The organism is Arthrobacter sp. TJ-178 (assembly GCF_058269275.1).
On record NZ_JBZCNK010000003.1, the window covers coordinates 329,559 to 350,273 of the forward strand.

Below are 20,715 nucleotides of genomic sequence, written 5' to 3' on the forward strand. Positions count from 1 at the left end.
CGTTCGGCTCTGCGACGAAAGAGGCCAACTGTGAAAGAACTGCGCTTGCGCCAGTTGCCGGACCGCTACGTCATGGTCCAGCTGGATGCGCGGGAGAAGCTGCCGTCATGGTCCACGGGCATCGTCAGCTTCTCCTCCATCACCCGAACGCGAAGCGAGCTCTCCCTCATCGTGCCCCGGCAAGCCGCCCCGGCGGACGTCGAGTTCGACGGCGAGTGGGACTGCCTGGGCATTGACCAGCAGTTTTCCCTGGATATCCCCGGGATTGCCGCCTCAGTGGCGTCGCCCTTGGCAGCCGCCGGCCTCAGTGTATTCGTAGTGGCAACGGTGGACACCGACTACTTTTTGGTACGGGATGCTGCGGCTGCAGCTGCCGCTCTGCGGGCAGCCGGCCACAGCGTCACGCTGCTGGTCGATGAGCCGTCCTAGTCATTTCGCCAGCTCCCGTTCCAGATCCGTTTCCGGGCCGAAATGCACAGTACGCAAACCCAGGGACCGGGCCGCCTCAATGTTTGGCAGGTTGTCGTCTATGAAAACGGCATCCCCGGGCGCAGCAGCCAACTCGTTCAGGACGTGTTCAAATATGCGGACGTCCGGCTTGATCATGCCCAGCTGTCCGCTGAAGAACATCCTGGCGAAGTACGCGGCCCAGGGAGCGTCCCGGACATAGCGCTCCGACATCCCGACCGGCATATTGGAGAGCAGGGCCAGCCGGGCGCCTTCACGCTCAAGTGTTTCCAGGATCTGCATAGTCTTCGGGTTCAGGTGCGACCACTGGGCGGCGTCCAGGTCCTCCAAGACCTCGACCTTTTCTGCATCCACGGAGGACCGCCCCAGCACCCGGGCCCAGTATTCGGCGGGCGTGGCGATTCCGGCGTCAAAATCCTCCCGGTGCCTCCAGTAAGGACTGGACGCCGGTGCCAGCTGCAACCCGGTTTCCCGCTCCAGTGCAGCCCAGTCGGCCGGCTCCGGCTCTGTGGAAACAACTTTGCCGTAGTCGAACAGATACCAGATTCCGGAACGGGACAGCGCAGTCACTGCTGCGCTGCCGGCTCGCCGACGTTGACCTCGGTGAAGTCCCGGCAGAGCACCCAGCCCGAACCCTCTCTCCGCCAGGATTCCATCAGCAGGGCACGCGCGCTGACGCTTCCGCCGGTTTGATAGGTCATTTCGTAACAGACCACCGCCTCGTCCGGCCCCCGCAGGGCCACCGTCCGGGAGCCGGCATGCACCGTGCTTCCGCGCATGCCGCTAACGGCCTCCCGGAGACCCTGCCGGGCCGCCGGGCCGTCGAAGGGCTCGGCCGCGGCCGATTCCTGTCCCAGCCAGCCGTGATAGTCCGGGGCCAGGAACGCCTCAATGGGGGCGCTGTCTCCGGCGGCCATGGCGTTGTTCCAGGCGGCCAGGTAGTCATCGTGAAAGTGGAGATCTTCCATGGGTGAGACGGTAACACCGGGCCTGCCTGCCGGGGCACAGAAAAGCATCCGGCACGCAGGCAGGGCCGCTCCCCCGTTGCCGGGGAAGCGGCCCTGCCTGCGTTTATGCGTACTGCTCTAGATATTGAAGCCCAGCGCGCGCATCTGGTCGCGGCCGTCGTCAGTGATCTTTTCCGGACCCCACGGCGGCATCCAGACCCAGCTCAGACGCCAGTCGTCCACAATGCCGTCCAGTGCCTGTCCAACCTGCTCCTCGATGACATCGGTGAGCGGGCAGGCCGCGGTGGTCAGCGTCATGTCGATCAGCAGCGCGCCGTCTTCGGCGTACCGCAGCCCGTAGAGCAGGCCGAGGTCAACCACGTTCACGCCCAGTTCGGGGTCGATGACGTCCTTCAAGGCCTCTTCAACGTCCTCGAGGGACGTCTGGGCCAGGTTGGGCTCACTCATCATCTGCTCCTGTGCAGTTGTATCGGTCAGGGTGGTGCCTAGGCCTTCAGGGCGTTGGCGGTTGCGGTGGCTGCCGTGGCGTTGGCACCGGTGAAGCGGTCGTAGCCTTCTTCTTCCAGGCGGTCGGCCAGCTCGGGGCCGCCCTGCTCGGCGATCCGGCCGTCAACGAACACATGTACGAAGTCCGGCTTGATGTAGCGCAGGATGCGAGTGTAGTGCGTGATGAGCAGGGTGCCCATTTCGCCCTTGGAGTGCTCGCGGTTGACGCCTTCGGAGACAACCTTCAGCGCGTCAACGTCCAGGCCGGAGTCGGTCTCGTCCAGGATGGCGAACTTCGGGCGGAAGAGCTCCAGCTGGAGGATCTCCACGCGCTTCTTCTCGCCGCCGGAGAAGCCCTCGTTGACGTTGCGCGAGGCAAAGTCGGCGTCGATGCGCAGCTGGCTCATGGCCGCCTTGACGTCCTTGGTCCAGTGGCGCAGGGAGGGGGCTTCGCCGTCGAGCGCAGTCTTGGCGGTGCGCAGGAAGTTGGTCATGGTGACACCGGGAACCTCCACCGGGTACTGCATGGCCAGGAACAGGCCGGCGCGGGCGCGCTGGTCAACGCTCATCGACAGGACGTCTTCGCCGTCGAGGCTGATGGAGCCGCTGTCCACGATGTAGCGGGGGTGCCCGGCGATGGTGGAAGCCAGGGTGGACTTGCCGGAACCGTTGGGGCCCATGATGGCGTGCGTCTCACCGGTGTTGATGGTCAGGCTGACGCCCTTCAGGATCTGCTTTTTGACATCCTGCTCGGTCAAAATGCTGACGTGAAGATCCTTGATCTCAAGAGTAGACATACGAGTTACGCTTTCTCCTTTGCACGCTCTGGTGCGTATTTAAGCTTCAAAAAGTGTGGGTGGAGCACAGGTTCCCCGGAAACCGGTCCGGCCTCCGGGGAACCGGTACTAGCTCTCGACTGCTGCGAGCTCGCGCTCGACGGCCTCGGTGAGCCGCTCTTCCAGTGCCGGAACCTTGATCTGCTGGATGATCTCGTTGAGGAACCCGCGGACCACCAGGCGGCGTGCAACATCCTCGGGGATGCCGCGGGCCATCAGGTAGAACAGGTGCTCGTCGTCGAACCGGCCGGTGGCGCTGGCATGGCCGGCGCCTTCGATCAGTCCGGTTTCGATTTCCAGGTTCGGCACGGAGTCGGCGCGGCCGCCGTCGGTGAGCAGCAGGTTGCGGTTGACCTCGTACGTGTCAGTGCCTTCTGCTTCCTTGCGGATCAGGACGTCACCAACCCAGACGGTGTGCGCGTCGCGGCCCTGCAGGGCGCCCTTGTACATGACACGGGACTTGCAGTTGGGCACGGCGTGGTCCACGAACAGGCGCTGTTCCAGGTGCTGTCCGGCGTCTGCGTAGTACAGGCCGAACATCTGGACGTCGCCGCCGGTGGCGGTGAAGCGGGACGACGGCGTGATGCGCACCAGGTCTCCGCCGAGGCTGACAACCACGTGCTTGAACTTCGCGTCGCGACCGATCTTGGCGTACTGCGCGGTGGCATGCACGGCGTCGTCGTCCCAGTCCTGGACGGACACGACGGTGAGTTCGGCACCGTCTTCGAGGACGATTTCGACGTTCTGGGCCAGCGTGGCCGAGCCCTTGTGGTCCAGGACCACTACGGCCTTGGAAAACTTCTCCGCGGTGATCACGATGTGCTGCGCGGCGGGATCCTTGCCGGCACCGGTCATGGTCAGCGTGACGCTGCCGTCCACCACGGTTTCAGCCGGGATGGTGACAACGGTGGCTTCGGTGAAGGCTTCCCAGGCGGCTGCTGCAACCAGGTCCTCGGGGATGCCGGCCGAACCGATGCGGGCATCGGTCCGGGCCACGTTCTCCACCACGACGCCGTCGGGGGCCACCACGGCCACCTCCGGTGAAGTGCCGGTGAGCTCGGCGGTGTGCAGGCCGCGCAGGCGCTTGAGCGGGGTGAACCGCCAATCTTCTTCGCGTCCGGTCAGTTTGCCGAAGTCGCCGCGGTTGTAGGAGGTCAGGCGGCCGGCGCGTGAGCTGTCCGGAATTCCTGCCCCTGCACCGTGGCTGTGGGACTTGTTGCTGTCGCCGCCCAGAACCGAGGATGAATCGTTGAGCGGGGAGAGGTTCTCTCCCTCTTCAGTGAATCCGTCAATCCGGACCCGGCTGTCCCCTGAGGGCGCGCCAATCCGGGCTTTGACTTCCTCTACTGCATTACTGACCTTTTCGGTCACGTTTTCGACGACGTCGTTAAGCTTCGACATTAACCGACGGCTCCTTCCATCTGGAGTTCGATGAGGCGGTTGAGTTCAAGGGCGTATTCCATCGGCAGTTCACGCGCAATCGGCTCAATGAAGCCGCGCACGATCATGGCCATTGCCTCGTCCTCGGGAAGGCCGCGGGACATGAGGTAGAACAGCTGCTCCTCGCTGACGCGGGAAACAGTGGCTTCGTGGCCCATGGTGACGTCATCTTCGCGGATGTCCACGTACGGGTACGTGTCCGAGCGGGAGATGGTGTCCACCAGAAGGGCGTCGCAGCGCACGGTGTTGGCCGAGTGCTTGGCGCCTTCGCGGACCTGGACCAGGCCGCGGTACGCAGCACGGCCGCCGCCGCGGGCTACGGACTTGGAGATGATGGAGCTCTTGGTGTTCGGGGCAATGTGGACCATCTTGGATCCGGTGTCCTGGTGCTGGCCTTCGCCGGCGAAGGCGATGGACAGGGTCTCGCCCTTGGCGTGCTCGCCGACCAGGTAGACAGCCGGGTACTTCATGGTGACCTTGGAGCCGATGTTGCCGTCGATCCATTCCATGGTGGCGCCTTCGTGTGCAATGGCGCGCTTGGTCACCAGGTTGTACACGTTGTTGGACCAGTTCTGGATGGTCGTGTAGCGGACGCGGGCGCCCTTCTTCACGATGATTTCGACGACGGCGGAGTGCAGCGAGTCCGAGGTGTAGATCGGTGCGGTGCAGCCCTCGATGTAGTGGACGTAGGAATCCTCGTCCGCAATGATCAGGGTGCGCTCGAACTGGCCCATGTTTTCCGTGTTGATGCGGAAGTAGGCCTGCAGCGGGATTTCCACGTGGACGCCCTTGGGGACGTACACGAAGGAGCCGCCGGACCACACGGCAGTGTTCAGCGAACCGAACTTGTTGTCGCCGACCGGAATGACGGTGCCGAAGTACTCCTGGAACATCTCCGGGTGTTCCTTCAGCGCGGTGTCAGTGTCCAGGAAGATGACCCCCTGCCGTTCCAGGTCCTCGCGGAGCTGGTGGTAGACAACCTCGGACTCGTACTGAGCCGCGACGCCGGACACCAGGCGGCCGCGCTCGGCCTCCGGGATGCCGAGCTTCTCATACGTGTTGCGGATGTCCTCGGGGAGATCTTCCCAGGTGTTGGCCTGCTTCTCCGTGGAGCGCACAAAGTACTTGATGTTGTCGAAGTCGATGCCGGAGAGGTCTGCACCCCAGGTAGGCATGGGCTTGCGGTCAAAGTACTTCAGCCCCTTGAGGCGAAGGTCCAGCATCCACTGGGGTTCGTTCTTTTTCGCCGAGATGTCCCGGACGACTTCCTCGCTGAGCCCGCGGCGGGCGTTGGAGCCCGCTACGTCGGAGTCGGCCCATCCGTATTCGTAGGTACCGATGCCCTCGAGTTCAGGGTTCTTCTCCAGGATGTCTGAGATCACAGAATCCGGCACCGCGGCGGGCGCCGTTGACTTCTGGGTTGCTTGATCCGTCATCACGGCCTTTCTTGCTGATGAATGGATGTGGACTGATGGGTTTCGGCAGGCACGGTAACGTGCGCCTCGTTCCTGGTGCGCCCCACGGGTATGTGGGTCGTACAAACATGCCCTCCCCGCGAAAGCGTGGACAGTCGACGGACGTCCACGTCCAGCAGGCGGGCAAAAACTTCGGTTTCCTTGTCGCAGAAGACCGTGTAGGCACTGGCAAGCCCCTGAATGGGGCAGTGTCCCTGGCACAGCTGCACGCTGAGCAGCGTGCTGGGCTGCTTAGCCGTGCCGATCATGGTGGTTGAGCCAACAAAGCCGTCCTTGGTCAGCTCAGCGGCCAGCGCCTCCGCCTTGTCCTGGACGGCCGGACCCGCAGCCTCGACCGCCGGACGGTAGCGCTCTTCCATCCGGTCAAAGCGGTCCGCGGCGAAGCGTTCAATGGCCTCCGGACCCGCTGCGAGGCCGAGCTGACGCAGTGCCTCGGTGGCGATGTCCAGATAGTCATTGCCCAGATACGCCTGGCCCTGCTTGCTCAGGACATAGCGGCGGGCGGGTCGTCCGGCACCGGAGGCCGGGTTGCTCACCCGCTTGACTTCGATCAGTCCTTTGGCGGAAAGCGCATCGAGGTGCCGGCGGACGGCTGCGGGAGTAAACCCCAGCTGTTCACCGAGTTCTGCCGCGCTGACCGGCCCCTGCTCAAGCACCGCGCCCAGGACGCGGTCCCGGGTACGTTCCTCCGCTTCGCGGGCTGCTGCCGGTTTGGCCACGGCCTTCGGCTCAGAGTTACTCATGGAATACACAACACAAGCATGACGTAATCTGTTCCCGCACGCCACTAAGGTCAGGCTTCCCACTGCCGAAGGGGGTCCGGCGCGGGTGCATCCTGCTGTACTACCTAACGTAGAATATGACGGTGCCTAACGATGAACCCTGCCTGACTATTAAGGGCCTGATAAAGGACTGCGGTCCGGTAGCCGGTCTCGACGGCAAAATGATCCGAGTTCTGGCCGGTGTGGATTTTTCCGCCCGCCGCGGCGCGGTTACTGCCCTGCTGGGAGCCAATGGTGCCGGCAAGACCACCACGCTGGAGTGCGCCCAGGGCCTGCAACCCATCAACGGCGGCGAAGTGCTGCTGCTGGGGCAGAACCCCTACGGAGCCGGAGCCGAGCTGCGCAGCCGGGTGGGCGTCATGCTCCAGGACGGCGGCCTGCCGCCGTCGGCACGCCCCGTTCCTCTGCTGCGCCACATCGCCTCCATGTATGCGGACCCGCGCCCCGTGGACGAGCTGGTGGCCCGGCTCGGCATCGGCAGCTTTGCCAACACCAACATCCGCCGACTCTCCGGCGGCCAGAAACAGCGCCTGGCCATGGCGGCCGCCCTTGTCGGCCGTCCGGAAGTCCTTTTCCTGGATGAACCCAGCGCCGGGCTGGACCCGCAGTCCCGGCAAATAGTCTTTGACCTGATCTCCGAGCTGCGCGCCGACGGACTGGGGATCATCCTGACCACCCATTTGATGGACGACGCGCAAAAGCTCGCGGACTATGTGTACATCATCGACGCCGGCAAGACCGTGGCGCAGGGCACGGTGGCCGAGCTGACGGCCCAGACCGGCGAGCTCGCCGAGCAGCGGCTGCTGACTTTCGACGCCGTCCCCGGACTGGACCTCGCCGCCGTCGGGCTCTCCCATCTGGGCCTGACGGAATCCGCAGCCGGGCACTACACCCTGCGCGGGCCGATCTCACCCGCTGACATTGCCGCACTTTCGGCGTGGTGGGCACGGCTGGACATCCTTCCCTCCTCGCTCCATATGGCCTCGAGAACCCTCGAAGACGTCTTCCTTGACCTGTCCGGAAGGGAAATCCGATGAGCGCCCCCGCTTCCCTGCCCTCACGCATCCTGAATCAGGGACGCTACGAGGCAGTCACCATGCTCCGCAACGGAGAGCAGCTCATCCTGGCCGTCTTCCTGCCCCTGATGGCACTGGTTGCGCTGTCGGTAACGCCCATCCTGGACGGCTACGGCACTTCGCGCGTGAATATGGCCACCCCGGGCATTCTGGCGCTCTGCGCCATGTCCACCGCCTTCACCGGGCAGGGGATCGCCACGGGCTTCGACCGCCGCTACGGCGTCCTGCGCTTCCTGTCCACCACTCCGCTGGGCAAGGCCGGACTCATTGCCGGCAAGGGGATCGCCGTCGTCGCCGTCCTGGCCATCCAGGTGGTTGTGGTGAGTATTGTTGCCGCGTTCCTGGGCTGGGAGCCGTCCTGGTCCGGAATTCCGCTGGCACTGCTGTCCCTGCTGATCGGAGCCGCGGCCTTCACCGCCCTGGGCCTGCTCGTAGCCGGAACAGCCCGGCCCGAGGCAACCCTGGCCGTCACCAACCTTGCATGGATCCTGCTGGCAGCCGTCGGCGGTATCATCATCCCGGCCGGAAACCTGCCCGGGACCATGCAGCCCTTCGTGGAGATCCTGCCGTCGGCCGCCCTGGGTGAAGCCATGCGATCGGCACTGATCGAGTCTGCGTTCAACATTCCCGCCACGCTGATCCTGCTGGCGTGGACAATCCTGGGCGGCCTTGCCGCTGTCCGCTGGTTCAAATGGAGCTAAATCCCGTGTCACCTACCTCCCCCGGCCCCGCCGCCCCGACTGCCGCGGACTCCTCCCCCGCCGTGAGCAAGATGGTGCGCACCTTCGCGGTCGCCTCGCTGGCGGCCAACATCGCCATCGTCGTCACCGGCGGCGCCGTGCGCCTGACCGCCTCCGGACTCGGCTGCCCCGAGTGGCCCCTGTGTACGCCGGATTCGCTGACCACGACGGCGGAGATGGGCATCCACGGGATCATCGAGTTCGGCAACCGGACCCTGACCTTCGTCCTGGCCGCCATCGCATTTGCCATGGTGTTCAGCATCTGGAAGATCCGGGCGGAGCGCCGCGACCTGTTCAGGCTCTCCATTGCCCTGCTCGCCGGCATCCCGGCGCAGGCCGTCCTCGGCGGCATCACCGTATGGACCGGCCTGAACCCCTGGATTGTGGGCGGACACTTCATTGTGTCGATGGTCCTCATTGTGCTGGCCACAGTGCTGGTGAACCGGGCCTGGCTGTCCCCGCAGCAGCTGGCTTCCGTCAACGGTCCGCTGGCTCCGCGCACGCTGCGTCCGCTGCTGGGTGCGCTCGGTGTCCTGTCCGCACTCTCCGTCCTGCTCGGCGTCATCGTGACCGGCTCCGGCCCGCACGCCGGTGACCACGGAGCGGCGCGCAACGGGCTGGACCCGGACTTGGTGACCCGCCTGCACGTGGTGCCGGTGTATCTGCTGGTCTTCACCCTGATCGTTTCTCTCTACCTGGTCTACCGGCATTCCGCCGTCGACACCCGGATGCGGAATGCGCTGCTGCTGCTGACCGCCGTCGTGCTGCTTCAGGCCGTCATCGGCTACACGCAGCACTTCATGCACCTTCCGGTGGTGCTGGTGGGCCTGCACATGCTGGGCGCTTCACTGCTCACCGCAGCCGCCGCCCATGTGGTCTTCACCGGACTTGCCCGTCAGGTTCCGGGCCAGGACCCGGTTGCAGCTCCGGTCGGAGCCGGCGCCGCCCGCCGCCGCTGAGGCGCAAGAGCCGAAGCGATGACCAACCCGTCATGGGCCGGATTCCTTGGAATCCGGCCCATTGTGCTGTCCGGGGCACCCACGGGGAAGGTGCTTGGTCCGGCTGCGCATTCGAGTGTTGAGGTCAGGCACAAAAATCCGTTCGAGAGTCGACATCGTGCCCGAATAGGCGCCCTCAATCGGCATCAGTTCGTCACTCGGTGGGCCGGGACCAGACAGGCAGCCATGGGGCGCATCTTAGGACAGAGATTCGGGGGCAGGTGCCCCCGGCCAGGTGCTTGGTCCGGCTGCGCATTCGAGTGTTGAGGTCAGGCACAAAAATCCGTTCGAGAGTCGACATCATGCCGGTATGGGCGTGCGGAAGCGGCAGTATCCCGCCACTCGGCGGGGAACAAAGGGCCGCAGAACAAAGGGCCGGGGAAGAAACAGCCGGAAAACAAGAAAAGGACCGGAGGAAATCTCCGGTCCTTCCTGTGGTTCAGCAGTTCTCTCTGGTGCAGCAGTTCGCTTGAGGTCGGCAGTTCGCCAGTCGACTAGCCCCTGCCGCCGGTTGAAAAGCCCCTACAACAGCGCGGAACCGACAAACGGATCCACGGCCAGTGCCAGGAACAGGATGGTCAGGTAGCTGATGGAGCCGTGGAAGACCTTCATGGCCGTCTTGTCGGTGAGGTTCTCGCCCTGGGCCCGGCTGTGCAGGCGGTGGGTCTCCACCAGGAACCAGACGCCGGACAGCGCGGCCGCCAGGGTGTAGACCCAGCCGGCCCCGCCCACGGGGATCAGCAGCAGCGAGCAGGCCACGGTGGCGTAGGCGTAGAGGACAACCTGGACCGAAACGAGCTTGGCACCGGCGACGGCACCGAGCATCGGCACGGAGGCGTTGCGGTAGTCCTCGCCGTACTTCATGGACAGCGGCCAGTAGTGCGGGGGCGTCCACAGGAAGATGATCATGAAGAGGATAATCGCGGGCCATTCAACCTTATTGGTGACGGCGGCCCAGGCAATCAGGACCGGCATGCAGCCGGCTGCGCCGCCCCAGACGATGTTCTGGGTGGTGCGGCGCTTAAGGATCAGCGTGTAGAAGACCACGTACAGCAGGATGGCGCCCACGCCCAGGAGGCCGGTGAGCGGATTGGCGCCAAACCAGAGCAGGGCAATGGAAATGATGCCCAGCACCCAGGCGAATACGAGGGCCTCGCGGGGAGAAACTTCGCCGGTGACCAGCGGACGGTTCTTGGTCCGCTGCATCAGCTTGTCCATGTCGCGGTCAATGTAGCAGTTGAAGGCGCCGGCACTTCCAGCCGCCAGCGCCCCGCCGACCATGGTGAACACTACGAGCCACAGGCCGGGAAGGCCGCGCTCCGCAAAGATCATGGTGGGCAGTGTCGTCACCAGCAGCAGTTCAATAACCCTGGGCTTGGTGAGCGCCAGATAGGCCCGGAGCTTACGGCCTGCCGTCATCTTGCCGGTATGCACCGGAAGGTTGGCGGGGGCTTGCTGCGTTGTCACGGGGCGATCACATCATCCAATCTGGGCCGAAAAGTCCACCATCATCATAGCCTCTATCGGCTGTAGAAAACGAAGCCCTGCACAGCCGCATCCCCGCGGACCCTGAACACCGCCTGCGCGTCCGGTTCCTGGCGCGGACAGTCCCGGTTCAGGAAACGATACGCCCAATGACCTTGCTCACGGGATAAGGTTGGATCGGACCCGTCCTCCGGCTGCAATATTGGCGGCGGAGCGCACCATCCGGGACCGTGCAGGACAAAGAATTTGCCAGCTCCCGGTAAGGATTCTCCTCATCGGGGTGTTGTTGTGGTTAATGAACCGGTTTGAACTGGGGAAACCAGTGCAACCGAGAGTCTCCGGCGCTAGTCGCGCCGGTCATCTGTAGTAGAGAGGGGCCCGGTAAACGTGCCACATATGGAAGAGCAAGAACTGATCTGGACAGACCTGGACCGCAAGGCAGTGGACACCGTCCGTGTTCTGGCTGCGGACGCCGTCGAGAAGGTTGGCAACGGACATCCCGGCACCGCGATGAGCCTGGCACCGGCCGCTTATCTGCTGTTCCAGAAGATGATGCGCCATGATCCGTCGGATCCGCAGTGGACCGGAAGGGACCGGTTTGTCCTCTCCCCCGGGCACACCTCCCTGACGCTGTACATCCAGCTCTTCCTCTCCGGTTACGGACTGGAACTCGAAGACCTTGAATCACTGCGCACGTGGGGTTCCAAGACCCCGGGCCACCCGGAGTACCGCCACACCGACGGCGTCGAAATCACCACCGGCCCGCTCGGCCAGGGCCTGGCCTCCTCCGTGGGCTTCGCCTTCGCCCAGCGCCGCATGCGCGGCCTGCTGGATGCTGACGCACCGCAGGGCGAGAGCCCGTTCGATCACACCATCTGGGTCATCGCGTCCGACGGCGACCTCCAGGAAGGCGTCACCAGCGAGGCTTCCTCGCTGGCCGGCCACCAGGAGCTGGGCAATCTCGTGGTCATTTACGACGAGAACCACATTTCCATCGAAGATGACACGGACATCGCCTTCACCGAAGACGTCCTGAAGCGCTACGAAGCCTACGGCTGGCACACCCAGCGCGTGGACTGGACCAAGACCGGCGAATACGTCGAGGACGTTCACGAGCTGTACAACGCGCTGATGGCGGCCAAGGCCGAAACCGGCAAGCCGTCCATCATTTCGCTGCGCACCATCATCGGCTGGCCCGCACCGAACAAGAAGAACACCGGCAAGATCCACGGTTCAGCGCTGGGCAAGGACGAACTTGCCGCGCTGAAGGAAGTTATGGGCTTTGACCCGGCGAAGAGCTTCGACGTGGATCCCGAAGTCCTGGAGCACGCCCGCAAGGTGGTTTCCCGCGGTGCCGAAGCGCACAGCGAGTGGAACAAGGGCTTTGACGCGTGGAAGGAAGCAAACGCCGACGGCGCGGCCCTCCTGGAGCGCATCAGCAACGGCACGCTTCCCGAAGGCTGGGAAAAGTCGCTGCCCGAGTTCGAGGCCGGCAAGGAAATGTCCACCCGAGCCGCTTCCGGCAAGGTCCTCTCCGCCATCGGCCCCGTACTTCCCGAACTGTGGGGCGGCTCGGCGGACCTCGCCGAGTCCAACAACACCACCATCGAGGGCTCCCCGTCCTTTATCCCGGCCGGCAAGCAGACCAACGCCTGGTCCGGAAACCCGTACGGCCGCGTGCTGCACTTCGGTATCCGTGAACACGCTGCGGCGTCGATCGTCAACGGCATCACGATGCACAGCAACACCCGCGCCTTCTCCGGTACGTTCCTGATCTTCAGCGACTACCAGCGTCCGGCCATCCGGCTTGGTGCCCTGATGGGCGTTCCCTCCATCTACGTGTGGACCCACGACTCCATCGGTCTGGGCGAAGACGGCCCCACCCACCAGCCGGTGGAGCAGCTCGCCTCGCTGCGTGCGATTCCGGGCCTGGACGTTGTCCGTCCCGGCGACGCCAACGAGGTTGCCGTGGCCTGGAAGACCATCCTGGAAAACACGGAAAACCCGGCCGGCATCGTGCTGACCCGCCAGAACATTCCCACCTATGAGCGCGGCGACGGCGGCGCCACCGCTGAGTCCTTCGGCTCCGCCGAGGGCGTGTCCCGCGGCGGCTACGTCCTGGCCGAAGCGGTCCGCGACGGCTCCGTTGTTACCCCGGACGTCATCCTGATCGGCACCGGTTCCGAGGTCCAGCTGGCCGTCGAGGCCCGTGAAGCCCTCGCAGCCGAGGGAATCGCGGCCCGCGTGGTTTCCATGCCCAGCATCGAGTGGTTCAACAAGCAGGATGCGCAGTACCGCGAGTCGGTTATTCCCAAGGACATTAAGGCCCGCGTTTCGGTGGAAGCCGGAATTGCCCAGGGCTGGCGTGAACTCGTGGGAGACGCCGGACGCAGCGTGTCCCTTGAGCACTTCGGTGCCTCCGCGGACTACAAGACCCTCTACCGCGAGTTCGGCATCACCGCCGACGCCGTCGCCCAGGCCGCACGCGATTCGCTCGCGGCAGCGAACGGCACGGACACCCCGCCGTCGGGCACCACTGCCGCTCCGTCGGGCGAGCAGTCCACCGAAACAGGCGACCAGAAGTAATTCCAGCAACAAGGAGACAATTTATGACTTCCACACCCACCGCACGGCTTTCCGAAGCCGGCGTATCCATCTGGCTGGACGACCTGTCCCGCGAACGCATCGTGTCGGGATCCCTCAAGGACCTGATCGAGAACAAGAACGTCGTTGGCGTCACCACGAACCCGAGCATCTTCGCCGCAGCCCTGGCCAACGGCGAGTCCTATGCCGCCCAGGTGCAGCAGCTCGCCCGCTCCGGCGCCGACGTGGACAAGGCCGTCTTCGAAATCACCACCGATGACGTTCTCCAGGCCTGCGATGTCTTCGCACCCGTGGCCGAAGCCACGCACGGCGTGGACGGCCGCGTGTCCATCGAGGTTGACCCGCGCCTCTCGCGCGACACCGAGGGCACCATCAAGGAAGCCAAGGAGCTGTTCGACAAGGTTGGCCGCTACAACGTGCTGATCAAGATCCCGGCCACCCGGGAAGGCCTGCCGGCCATCACTGCCACGCTGGCCGCGGGCATCAGCGTCAACGTCACCCTGATCTTCTCGCTTGAGCGCTACCGCGAGGTCATCAATGCCTACATGGCCGGCATTGAACAGGCTCGGGAAAACGGACATGACCTGTCCAAGATCCACTCTGTTGCCTCCTTCTTTGTGTCCCGCGTGGATGCAGAGATCGACAAGCGTCTGGACGCCATTGGCAGCGACGAGGCCAAGGCACTGAAGGGCAAGGCCGGCCTGGCCAACGCCCGCCTGGCGTACCAGGTCTTCGAGGAGCAGTTCGCCACCGAACGCTGGCAGGTCCTGGCAGCAGCCGGAGCAAACGCCCAGCGCCCGCTCTGGGCCTCCACCGGCGTGAAGGACCCGGCCCTGCCGGACACCCTCTACGTCACGGGCCTGGTGGCACCGCACACGGTGAACACCATGCCGGAGAAGACCCTGAACGCCACGGCGGACCACGGAGAGGTCACCGGCGACACCGTCACCGGCACCTACGAGGAGTCCAGTGCCGTCCTGGATTCGCTGGACGGTCTCGGCATCTCCTACAACGACGTTGTGGAGCAGCTCGAAACTGAAGGCCTGGACAAGTTCGTGGTCAGCTGGGGAGAACTCCTCGAGACCGTAAACACCGCACTGGAAACCGCAAAAGAGGCATAAAACAATGACCACACTGTCCTTCGAAGCAGCCGGAGCTGCGCTGGCCGCCGTCGAAAAGAACGTTCCCGTACTGGTTCGTGACGACGTCGCCGCCCGCCTCCTCGCCCAGGACCCCACACTGTGGGGACCCGACGCAGAGGCGGAGGCTTCCATCCGGCTCGGATGGCTGAATCCTTCACAGGCCTCCCGGCCGCTCGTTGGACAGATCCGCGGGCTTCGGGAAGAACTGGCCGCCGAGGGAGTGACCCGCGTGGTCCTCGCCGGCATGGGCGGTTCTTCCCTGGCCCCGGAGGTCATCACCCGCACGGCGGGCGTGGACCTGACGGTCCTGGATTCCACGGACCCCGACGTCGTCCGCGCCGCCCTGGCAACCGGGCTGGCGGAGACCGTCATTGTGGTTTCCTCCAAGTCCGGCTCCACTGTGGAAACCGATTCCCAGCGCCGCGTCTTTGAGCAGGCCTTTACCGACGCCGGGATTGACGCCAAGTCCCGCATCGTCGTCGTCACCGATCCGGGTTCACCCCTGGACGGTGCCGCCCGCGAAGCCGGTTACCGCGCCGTCTTCAATGCCGACCCGAACGTTGGCGGCCGTTATTCCGCCCTTACCGCTTTTGGGCTGGTTCCCTCCGGCCTGGCCGGCGCTGACATTGAAGCCCTGCTGGACGACGCCGAAGACGCCCTGGAAATCCTCAGCGACAACGCTGCGGACAACATCGGCCTGCAGCTCGGTGCCGCCCTCGGCGGTACAGACCCGCTGCGCAACAAGGTTGTCATTGTGGACGAAGGCTCCGGACTGGTTGGCTTCCCCGACTGGGCCGAGCAGCTCATCGCTGAGTCCACCGGCAAGCTCGGCACCGGACTGTTGCCGGTCGTCGTCGAACCCGGCGCCCCCGAACTCACTTCCGGTGCAGCGGACGTACTGACCGCACGCCTCGTAGCGGTGGACTCCGAGGCCGCTCCCGAGGGCGATCAGGTGGTGGTGGCAGGCACACTGGGCGGTTCCATGATGCTTTGGGAAATTGCCACCGCCGTGGCCGGCCGCCTGCTGGCCATCAATCCTTTCGACCAGCCGGACGTGGAAGCGGCCAAGAAGGCCGCGCGCGGCATGCTGGACGCACGTCCGGAACCCACCGATCCGTCCTTCACCGACGGCTCCGTGGAGGTCCGCGGGCCGTCCGAAATGCTGGAGAACGTTGATACCCTGGCCGGAGCGCTGGCGGCTCTCACGGAACAGCTTGGATCCGAGGGCTACCTGAGCATTCAGGCGTACCTGGACCGGGACCGGCAGGCAGGGCTCGCCGGCATCCGTCCGGAGCTGGCCGCGGCCACCGGCCGTCCGGTCACCTTCGGCTGGGGACCGCGCTTCCTGCACTCCACCGGACAGTTCCACAAGGGCGGCCCCGCCCAGGGCGTCTACCTTCAGATCACCGGTGTTCCGCAGCAGGACCAGGACGTCCCCGGCCGCCCCTTCTCCTTCGGTGAACTGATCACCGCGCAGGCAGCCGGTGACGCCTCTGTCCTGGCGGACCAGGGCCGGCCCGTTCTGCGCCTGAACCTGCTGAACCGGGAACAGGGCGTCCGGGAGCTCGAAGCAGCCGTCCGGAGCCTTGCTGAAGGCGGTCGCGCATAAATGGCGCCTGATGAGAAGGCGCAGCCGGCCAACCCGCTGCGGGACCCGCGTGACCGCAGGCTCTCCCGCATCGCCGGGCCGTCCTCCCTGGTGATCTTTGGCGTCACCGGGGACCTTGCGCGGAAGAAGCTCATTCCCGCCGTCTATGACCTCGCCAACCGCGGCCTGCTGCCGCCCAGCTTCTCGCTGGTGGGTTTTGGCCGCCGGCCGTGGAGCAAAGAGGAATTCGCCGCCCAGGTCAAGGAATCGGTCCAGGCCCACGCCCGCACGGATTTCAACGAAAACGTCTGGAAGCAGCTTGCCGAGGGGATCCGGTTTGTGGAAGGCGGCTTCGACAGCGACGAAGCATTCGCCCACCTCAAGGAGACCCTTGAGGAGCTGGACACCGAACGCGGCACCCGCGGCAACCACGCGTTCTATCTGTCCGTTCCGCCGAAGTCCTTTGAACAGGTCTGCCAGCAGCTCTCCAAGCATGGCCTGGCCACGCCGTCGGAGGGCAAGTGGCGCCGGGTGGTCATTGAAAAGCCCTTCGGCCACGATCTGCAGTCCGCCCGCGAGCTCAACGACGTGGTGGAGTCCGTGTTCCCCGCGGATTCCGTATTCCGCATTGACCATTACCTCGGCAAGGAGACAGTCCAGAACATCCTGGCGCTGCGCTTTGCCAACCAGCTCTTTGAACCGATCTGGAATGCCAACTATGTTGACCACGTCCAGATCACCATGGCCGAGGACATCGGCATCGGCGGCCGCGCCGGATACTACGACGGCGTGGGTGCTGCCCGCGACGTCATCCAGAACCACCTCCTGCAGCTTTTGGCGCTGACGGCAATGGAGGAGCCCATCTCCTTCAACGCTGATGACCTGCGTGCTGAAAAGGAAAAGGTCCTGGCCGCGGTCCGGCTGCCGAAAGACCTGTCCAGGCACTCCGCCCGCGGACAGTACACCGGCGGCTGGCAGGGCGGGGAAAAGGTCACGGGCTTCCTGGAGGAAGAGGGCTTCAACCCGGACTCCACCACGGAAACGTTTGCCGCGATCCGCCTGGATATCAATACGCGGCGCTGGGCCGGGGTCCCGTTCTATCTGCGGGCCGGAAAGCGGCTGGGACGGCGGGTCACTGAGATCGCCGTCGTCTTCAAGCGCGCACCGAACCTGCTCTTCCGGGACCACAATGACCACGACTTCGGCCAGAATGCCGTGGTCATCCGCGTTCAGCCCGATGAGGGCGCCACCATCCGCTTCGGCTCCAAGGTTCCGGGCACCCAGATGGAGGTCCGGGACGTGTCCATGGACTTCGGCTACGGACACTCCTTCACGGAATCCAGCCCCGAGGCCTATGAACGGCTGATCCTGGACGTGCTGCTGGGAGAGCCTCCGCTGTTCCCCCGGCATCAGGAAGTCGAACTGTCCTGGAAGATCGTGGACCCGTTCGAAGAGTACTGGGCATCCCTGGACAGACAGCCGGATCCCTACGCCCCCGGCAGCTGGGGTCCCGACTCCGCCGATGAACTGCTTGCACAAGACGGAAGGACCTGGAGAAGGCCGTGATTGTAGAACTGCCGGACACAACAACGTCCAAGGTGTCCAAGGAAATCGTGGCCATGCGGGAAAAGGGCGGCGTAGTCACCCTGGGCCGTGTGCTGACCCTCGTCGTGGATACCCAGCCCGGTTTCGTCGAGGAAGCCATTGCAGCAGCCAATGAGGCGAGCCGGGAACACCCCTGCCGAATCATTGTGCTCGCCAACGGTTCGCCGGAGGATGACACGCGGCTCGACGCCGAAATCCGCGTGGGCGGCGACGCCGGAGCCTCCGAAGTGGTGGTCCTCTACGGGCACGGCGAACTCGCCGGGGAAAGCGTGTCGCTCGTCTCGGCGCTGCTGCTGCCGGATGCCCCCATAGTGGTCTGGTGGCCCCACGGGGTGCCGGAGAACCCCGCGCACACTCCCCTTGGCTGTATTGCCCACCGGCGGATCACCGACGCTGCCACCGAAGATGATCCCAAGAAGGCCCTGCTGTCCCTGGGCAGCGATTATGCCGACGGCGACACCGACCTGAGCTGGACCCGCCTGACCAATTGGCGGATCCAGCTGGCGGCCGTACTCGAGGGCGCCGACTCGGAGCCTGTCCGTGCCGTGACGGTGGCCGGGGCTTCAGACTCGGCCAGCACCTTCCTGCTTGCCGCCTGGCTCCACCACGCCCTGAAGGTTCCGGTGACCCTGGTCGAGGATGAACCGGGCACGGGGATCCGGGAAGTTATTTTTGAACGGGACGGCGGCAACGTGGAGCTGCACCGGCCGGACCAGGTCACGGCGCATCTGACCCAGCCGGGCCAGCCGGAGCAGCAGATTGCCCTGCCGCGCCGCAACCTGCGCGATTGCCTGGCCGAGGAACTGCGCCGCCTGGACCCGGACGAAGTGTACGGCGAAGTGCTGACTCAAGGACTGGCATCGTGCCTGTCGCAGAAAGGGGTAAACGCATGAGGCATTCTCCCAACGGAGTGAGCATCCATCCGGATGTCTCTGCCCTGACTGCAGCCACCGCCGCCCGGCTCATCACCAAGTTGGTGGACGTGCAGAGCCGCCGCGGAACCGCAACAGTAGTGCTCACCGGAGGAACCGTGGGGATTGCCGTGCTCGACGCCGTTGCCACCGCCCCGGCGCGGGTTGCCGTTGACTGGTCCCGCGTCAATTTCTGGTGGGGCGATGAGCGGTTCCTGCCTGCCGCAGACGCCGACCGCAACGCCGTCCAGGCCGCTGAGGCGCTGTTGACCCGGCTGCCCGTCAATCCCGACAGGATTCATCCGGTGCCCGCGTCCGACGAGGTTGCCACGGTTGCGGACGCTGCGGCCGGCTACGCGCTGGCGCTGGCCGAGGCCGCCGCTGCAGAGGAACTTGCGCCGGGTTTCACGCCCGTCGATCCCCGGCTCCCCCGATTCGATGTGCTCCTGCTCGGGGTGGGTCCCGATGCCCACATCGCGTCCCTGTTCCCTGAAATGGCCGGTGTCCGCACCGAAGGCCAAACCGTGGTGGCCGTCACCAATGCACCCAAGCCGCCGCCCGAGCGCGTGTCCCTGTCCATGGAAGCCATCAACACCGCAGAAGAGGTCTGGCTGACCGTTGCCGGCGAAGACAAGGCTGCCGCGGTGGGCCTGGCCCTGGCCGGAGCGGGCTCCGTCCAGGTTCCCGCCGCCGGAGCCCGGGGACGCACGAAGACCCGCTGGCTCATCGACCAGGCCGCCGCTTCCCAGCTTCCCGATCGTCTGCTGGACCCGGAGGGCACCGGCCCGTCCGACGACTAGGAACCGACAGACCGGAAACACAAAAACCGGCAACACAAAGAGGCCCCGGGATCCTTGCGGATCTCCGGGGCCTTGATGTTTAAGCCGGCAGACTCGTCTGCGTCTGCTTTCCTTGGGTGCAGCCGGAAATCAGGCCTCGCCGGAGAACCGCTGGATCAGGCCCAGGGCAATGATGACCAAGCCCCAGGACAGTCCGAGGACCACGGTGAAGCGGTTCAGGTTGCGCTCGGCAACTCCGGATGAACCCATACTGCTGGTCATGCCGCCGCCGAACATGTCCGACATGCCGCCGCCGCGTCCCTTGTGGAGCAGAATCAGCATGGTCAGCAGCAGGCTGGTGATGGCAAGAAGAACCAACAGGATAATCTTCAGAATTTCCACTTACGGCCTTTCAGGGGTGACTCACGGACCGGAGACTCTGCTGCGGTGCAGGTCAGCTGCAAATCAGTCGGTCACCAGATGATGTTCAAACCTGACAATATTAGCAAATTCGGTGACATCCAAACTGGCGCCTCCCACGAGCACGCCGTCGACGTCGCGTTCCTTCAAAATGCTTGCCGCGTTCTGCGCCTTGACGGAGCCGCCGTAGAGCAGGCGGGTCTTGGCGGCCACGGAGCCGTCGTACAGGTTCGCGATTTCGCTGCGGATGGCCTCGCACATTTCCTGGGCGTCTTCGGGGCCGGCAACCTCTCCGGTGCCGATGGCCCAAATGGGCTCGTAGGCGATGACCAGGGCTGAGACCTGCTCTGCGTCCAGGCCGGCGAGGTCGTTGCGGACCTGCTCCAGGGTGTGCGCCACGTGCTGGCCGGACTTGCGGATTTCCAGTCCTTCGCCCACGCAGAGAACGGGGACCAGGTCATTGCGGTAGGCGGCCTTGAGCTTTTCGTTCAGCAGCTCGTCGCTTTCACCGTGCACGGTGCGCCGCTCGCTGTGGCCCACCAGGACGTACTTGCAGCCGAGCTTGGAGAGGAACTGGCCGGAGATGTCTCCGGTGTAGGCACCTGAATCCTTCGGCGAAAGGTCCTGTGCGCCGTATTCGAGGTCAAGCTTGTCGCCCTTGATCAGCGTCTGCACGCTGCGCAGGTCGGTGAAGGGCGGGAAGATTGCAACCTCCACGCGCTTGTAGTCATGCTGCGCGTCCTTGAGGGTCCAGGCAAGCTTCTGCAAAAGGGTGATGCCCTGGACATGGTCCATGTTCATCTTCCAGTTGCCCGCAATCAGCGGTGTCCGATCAAACTTGCCGTTGGTCGAGGTAGTCATCATCGCTCCGGTTTCATAATGGGGTTTGTGTTCAATAGTGCTTTGTCCGGG

At 64.8% G+C, this 20,715-nt stretch carries 20 protein-coding genes; 10 read left to right on the forward strand and 10 right to left on the reverse strand.

Annotated elements, in window-relative coordinates; translation table 11 throughout:
* Window positions 1-30 precede the first annotated feature (30 nt).
* Entirely contained in the window at window positions 31-429 is a 399-nt protein-coding gene (locus AC4D2Q_RS11010; protein ID WP_490946504.1) for an ACT domain-containing protein, read from the forward strand.
* Here AC4D2Q_RS11010 and AC4D2Q_RS11015 read toward each other — a convergent pair whose 3' ends face one another.
* From AC4D2Q_RS11015 to AC4D2Q_RS11045, 7 genes are all read right to left on the reverse strand, one after another.
* Complete coding sequence (locus AC4D2Q_RS11015; protein ID WP_490946505.1) at window positions 430-1,038, reverse strand: HAD family hydrolase; 609 nt, start codon at window positions 1,036-1,038, stop codon at window positions 430-432.
* Entirely contained in the window at window positions 1,035-1,436 is a 402-nt protein-coding gene (locus tag AC4D2Q_RS11020; protein WP_490946506.1) for a nuclear transport factor 2 family protein, read from the reverse strand. The genes AC4D2Q_RS11015 and AC4D2Q_RS11020 overlap by 4 nt, the downstream gene beginning before the upstream one ends.
* Window positions 1,437-1,553: 117 nt before the next feature.
* Window positions 1,554-1,883: a metal-sulfur cluster assembly factor gene (locus tag AC4D2Q_RS11025; protein WP_400929099.1), complete on the reverse strand. Its 330-nt coding sequence runs from the start codon at window positions 1,881-1,883 to the stop codon at window positions 1,554-1,556.
* A 38-nt stretch (window positions 1,884-1,921) separates the two neighbouring features.
* Window positions 1,922-2,719 carry a Fe-S cluster assembly ATPase SufC gene (gene sufC / locus AC4D2Q_RS11030; protein ID WP_490946507.1) on the reverse strand — a complete coding sequence of 266 codons (798 nt, stop codon included), beginning with the start codon at window positions 2,717-2,719 and terminating at the stop codon, window positions 1,922-1,924.
* 108 nt (window positions 2,720-2,827) lie between these two features.
* Window positions 2,828-4,159: a Fe-S cluster assembly protein SufD gene (gene sufD, locus AC4D2Q_RS11035; protein ID WP_490925515.1), complete on the reverse strand. Its 1,332-nt coding sequence runs from the start codon at window positions 4,157-4,159 to the stop codon at window positions 2,828-2,830.
* Window positions 4,159-5,634: a Fe-S cluster assembly protein SufB gene (gene sufB, locus AC4D2Q_RS11040; RefSeq protein ID WP_104054204.1), complete on the reverse strand. Its 1,476-nt coding sequence runs from the start codon at window positions 5,632-5,634 to the stop codon at window positions 4,159-4,161. Before sufB ends, sufD begins: the two co-directional genes overlap by 1 nt.
* Window positions 5,634-6,416: a helix-turn-helix transcriptional regulator gene (locus tag AC4D2Q_RS11045; RefSeq protein WP_490925516.1), complete on the reverse strand. Its 783-nt coding sequence runs from the start codon at window positions 6,414-6,416 to the stop codon at window positions 5,634-5,636. Before AC4D2Q_RS11045 ends, sufB begins: the two co-directional genes overlap by 1 nt.
* Window positions 6,417-6,532: 116 nt before the next feature.
* On the opposite strand from AC4D2Q_RS11045, the gene AC4D2Q_RS11050 reads away from it, so the two are divergent.
* From AC4D2Q_RS11050 to AC4D2Q_RS11060, 3 genes are read left to right on the forward strand one after another with little or no spacing between them, the layout of a single operon-like run.
* Window positions 6,533-7,492 (forward strand): ABC transporter ATP-binding protein, encoded by a 960-nt coding sequence (locus tag AC4D2Q_RS11050; RefSeq protein ID WP_490946508.1) that lies wholly within the window; start codon window positions 6,533-6,535, stop codon window positions 7,490-7,492.
* Window positions 7,489-8,232: an ABC transporter permease gene (locus AC4D2Q_RS11055; RefSeq protein ID WP_490925518.1), complete on the forward strand. Its 744-nt coding sequence runs from the start codon at window positions 7,489-7,491 to the stop codon at window positions 8,230-8,232. Before AC4D2Q_RS11050 ends, AC4D2Q_RS11055 begins: the two co-directional genes overlap by 4 nt.
* Window positions 8,233-8,237: 5 nt before the next feature.
* Entirely contained in the window at window positions 8,238-9,230 is a 993-nt protein-coding gene (locus AC4D2Q_RS11060) for a COX15/CtaA family protein (protein WP_490946509.1), read from the forward strand.
* Window positions 9,231-9,791: 561 nt separating this feature from the next.
* On the opposite strand, the gene AC4D2Q_RS11065 is transcribed toward AC4D2Q_RS11060, so the two are convergent.
* On the reverse strand, window positions 9,792-10,688 hold the full coding sequence (locus AC4D2Q_RS11065; protein WP_490926011.1) for a heme o synthase: 897 nt from the start codon (window positions 10,686-10,688) through the stop codon (window positions 9,792-9,794).
* A gap of 462 nt (window positions 10,689-11,150) precedes the next feature.
* Here AC4D2Q_RS11065 and tkt point away from each other — a divergent pair, with 462 nt between their 5' ends.
* The 6 genes from tkt to pgl are packed head-to-tail and all read left to right on the forward strand — an operon-like array spanning window position 11,151 to window position 19,404.
* Entirely contained in the window at window positions 11,151-13,340 is a 2,190-nt protein-coding gene (tkt, locus tag AC4D2Q_RS11070; protein ID WP_490946510.1) for a transketolase, read from the forward strand.
* Between the two features lie 23 nt (window positions 13,341-13,363).
* Window positions 13,364-14,479, forward strand: a complete 1,116-nt coding sequence (tal, locus tag AC4D2Q_RS11075) for a transaldolase (RefSeq protein ID WP_490946511.1) — start codon at window positions 13,364-13,366, stop codon at window positions 14,477-14,479.
* Window positions 14,480-14,483: 4 nt separating this feature from the next.
* A complete protein-coding gene (locus tag AC4D2Q_RS11080) occupies window positions 14,484-16,109 on the forward strand; it encodes a phosphoglucose isomerase-related protein (protein WP_490946512.1) in 1,626 nt (541 codons plus the stop codon).
* Entirely contained in the window at window positions 16,110-17,654 is a 1,545-nt protein-coding gene (zwf, locus tag AC4D2Q_RS11085) for a glucose-6-phosphate dehydrogenase (RefSeq protein ID WP_490946514.1), read from the forward strand.
* Window positions 17,651-18,586, forward strand: a complete 936-nt coding sequence (locus AC4D2Q_RS11090; protein ID WP_490925523.1) for a glucose-6-phosphate dehydrogenase assembly protein OpcA — start codon at window positions 17,651-17,653, stop codon at window positions 18,584-18,586. The genes zwf and AC4D2Q_RS11090 overlap by 4 nt, the downstream gene beginning before the upstream one ends.
* Window positions 18,583-19,404 carry a 6-phosphogluconolactonase gene (pgl, locus tag AC4D2Q_RS11095; protein WP_490946516.1) on the forward strand — a complete coding sequence of 274 codons (822 nt, stop codon included), beginning with the start codon at window positions 18,583-18,585 and terminating at the stop codon, window positions 19,402-19,404. The genes AC4D2Q_RS11090 and pgl overlap by 4 nt, the downstream gene beginning before the upstream one ends.
* A gap of 129 nt (window positions 19,405-19,533) precedes the next feature.
* On the opposite strand, the gene secG is transcribed toward pgl, so the two are convergent.
* Complete coding sequence (secG, locus tag AC4D2Q_RS11100) at window positions 19,534-19,785, reverse strand: preprotein translocase subunit SecG (protein WP_490925525.1); 252 nt, start codon at window positions 19,783-19,785, stop codon at window positions 19,534-19,536.
* Between the two features lie 63 nt (window positions 19,786-19,848).
* On the reverse strand, window positions 19,849-20,664 hold the full coding sequence (gene tpiA / locus AC4D2Q_RS11105; RefSeq protein ID WP_490946517.1) for a triose-phosphate isomerase: 816 nt from the start codon (window positions 20,662-20,664) through the stop codon (window positions 19,849-19,851).
* Between the last annotated feature and the right edge of the window lie 51 nt (window positions 20,665-20,715).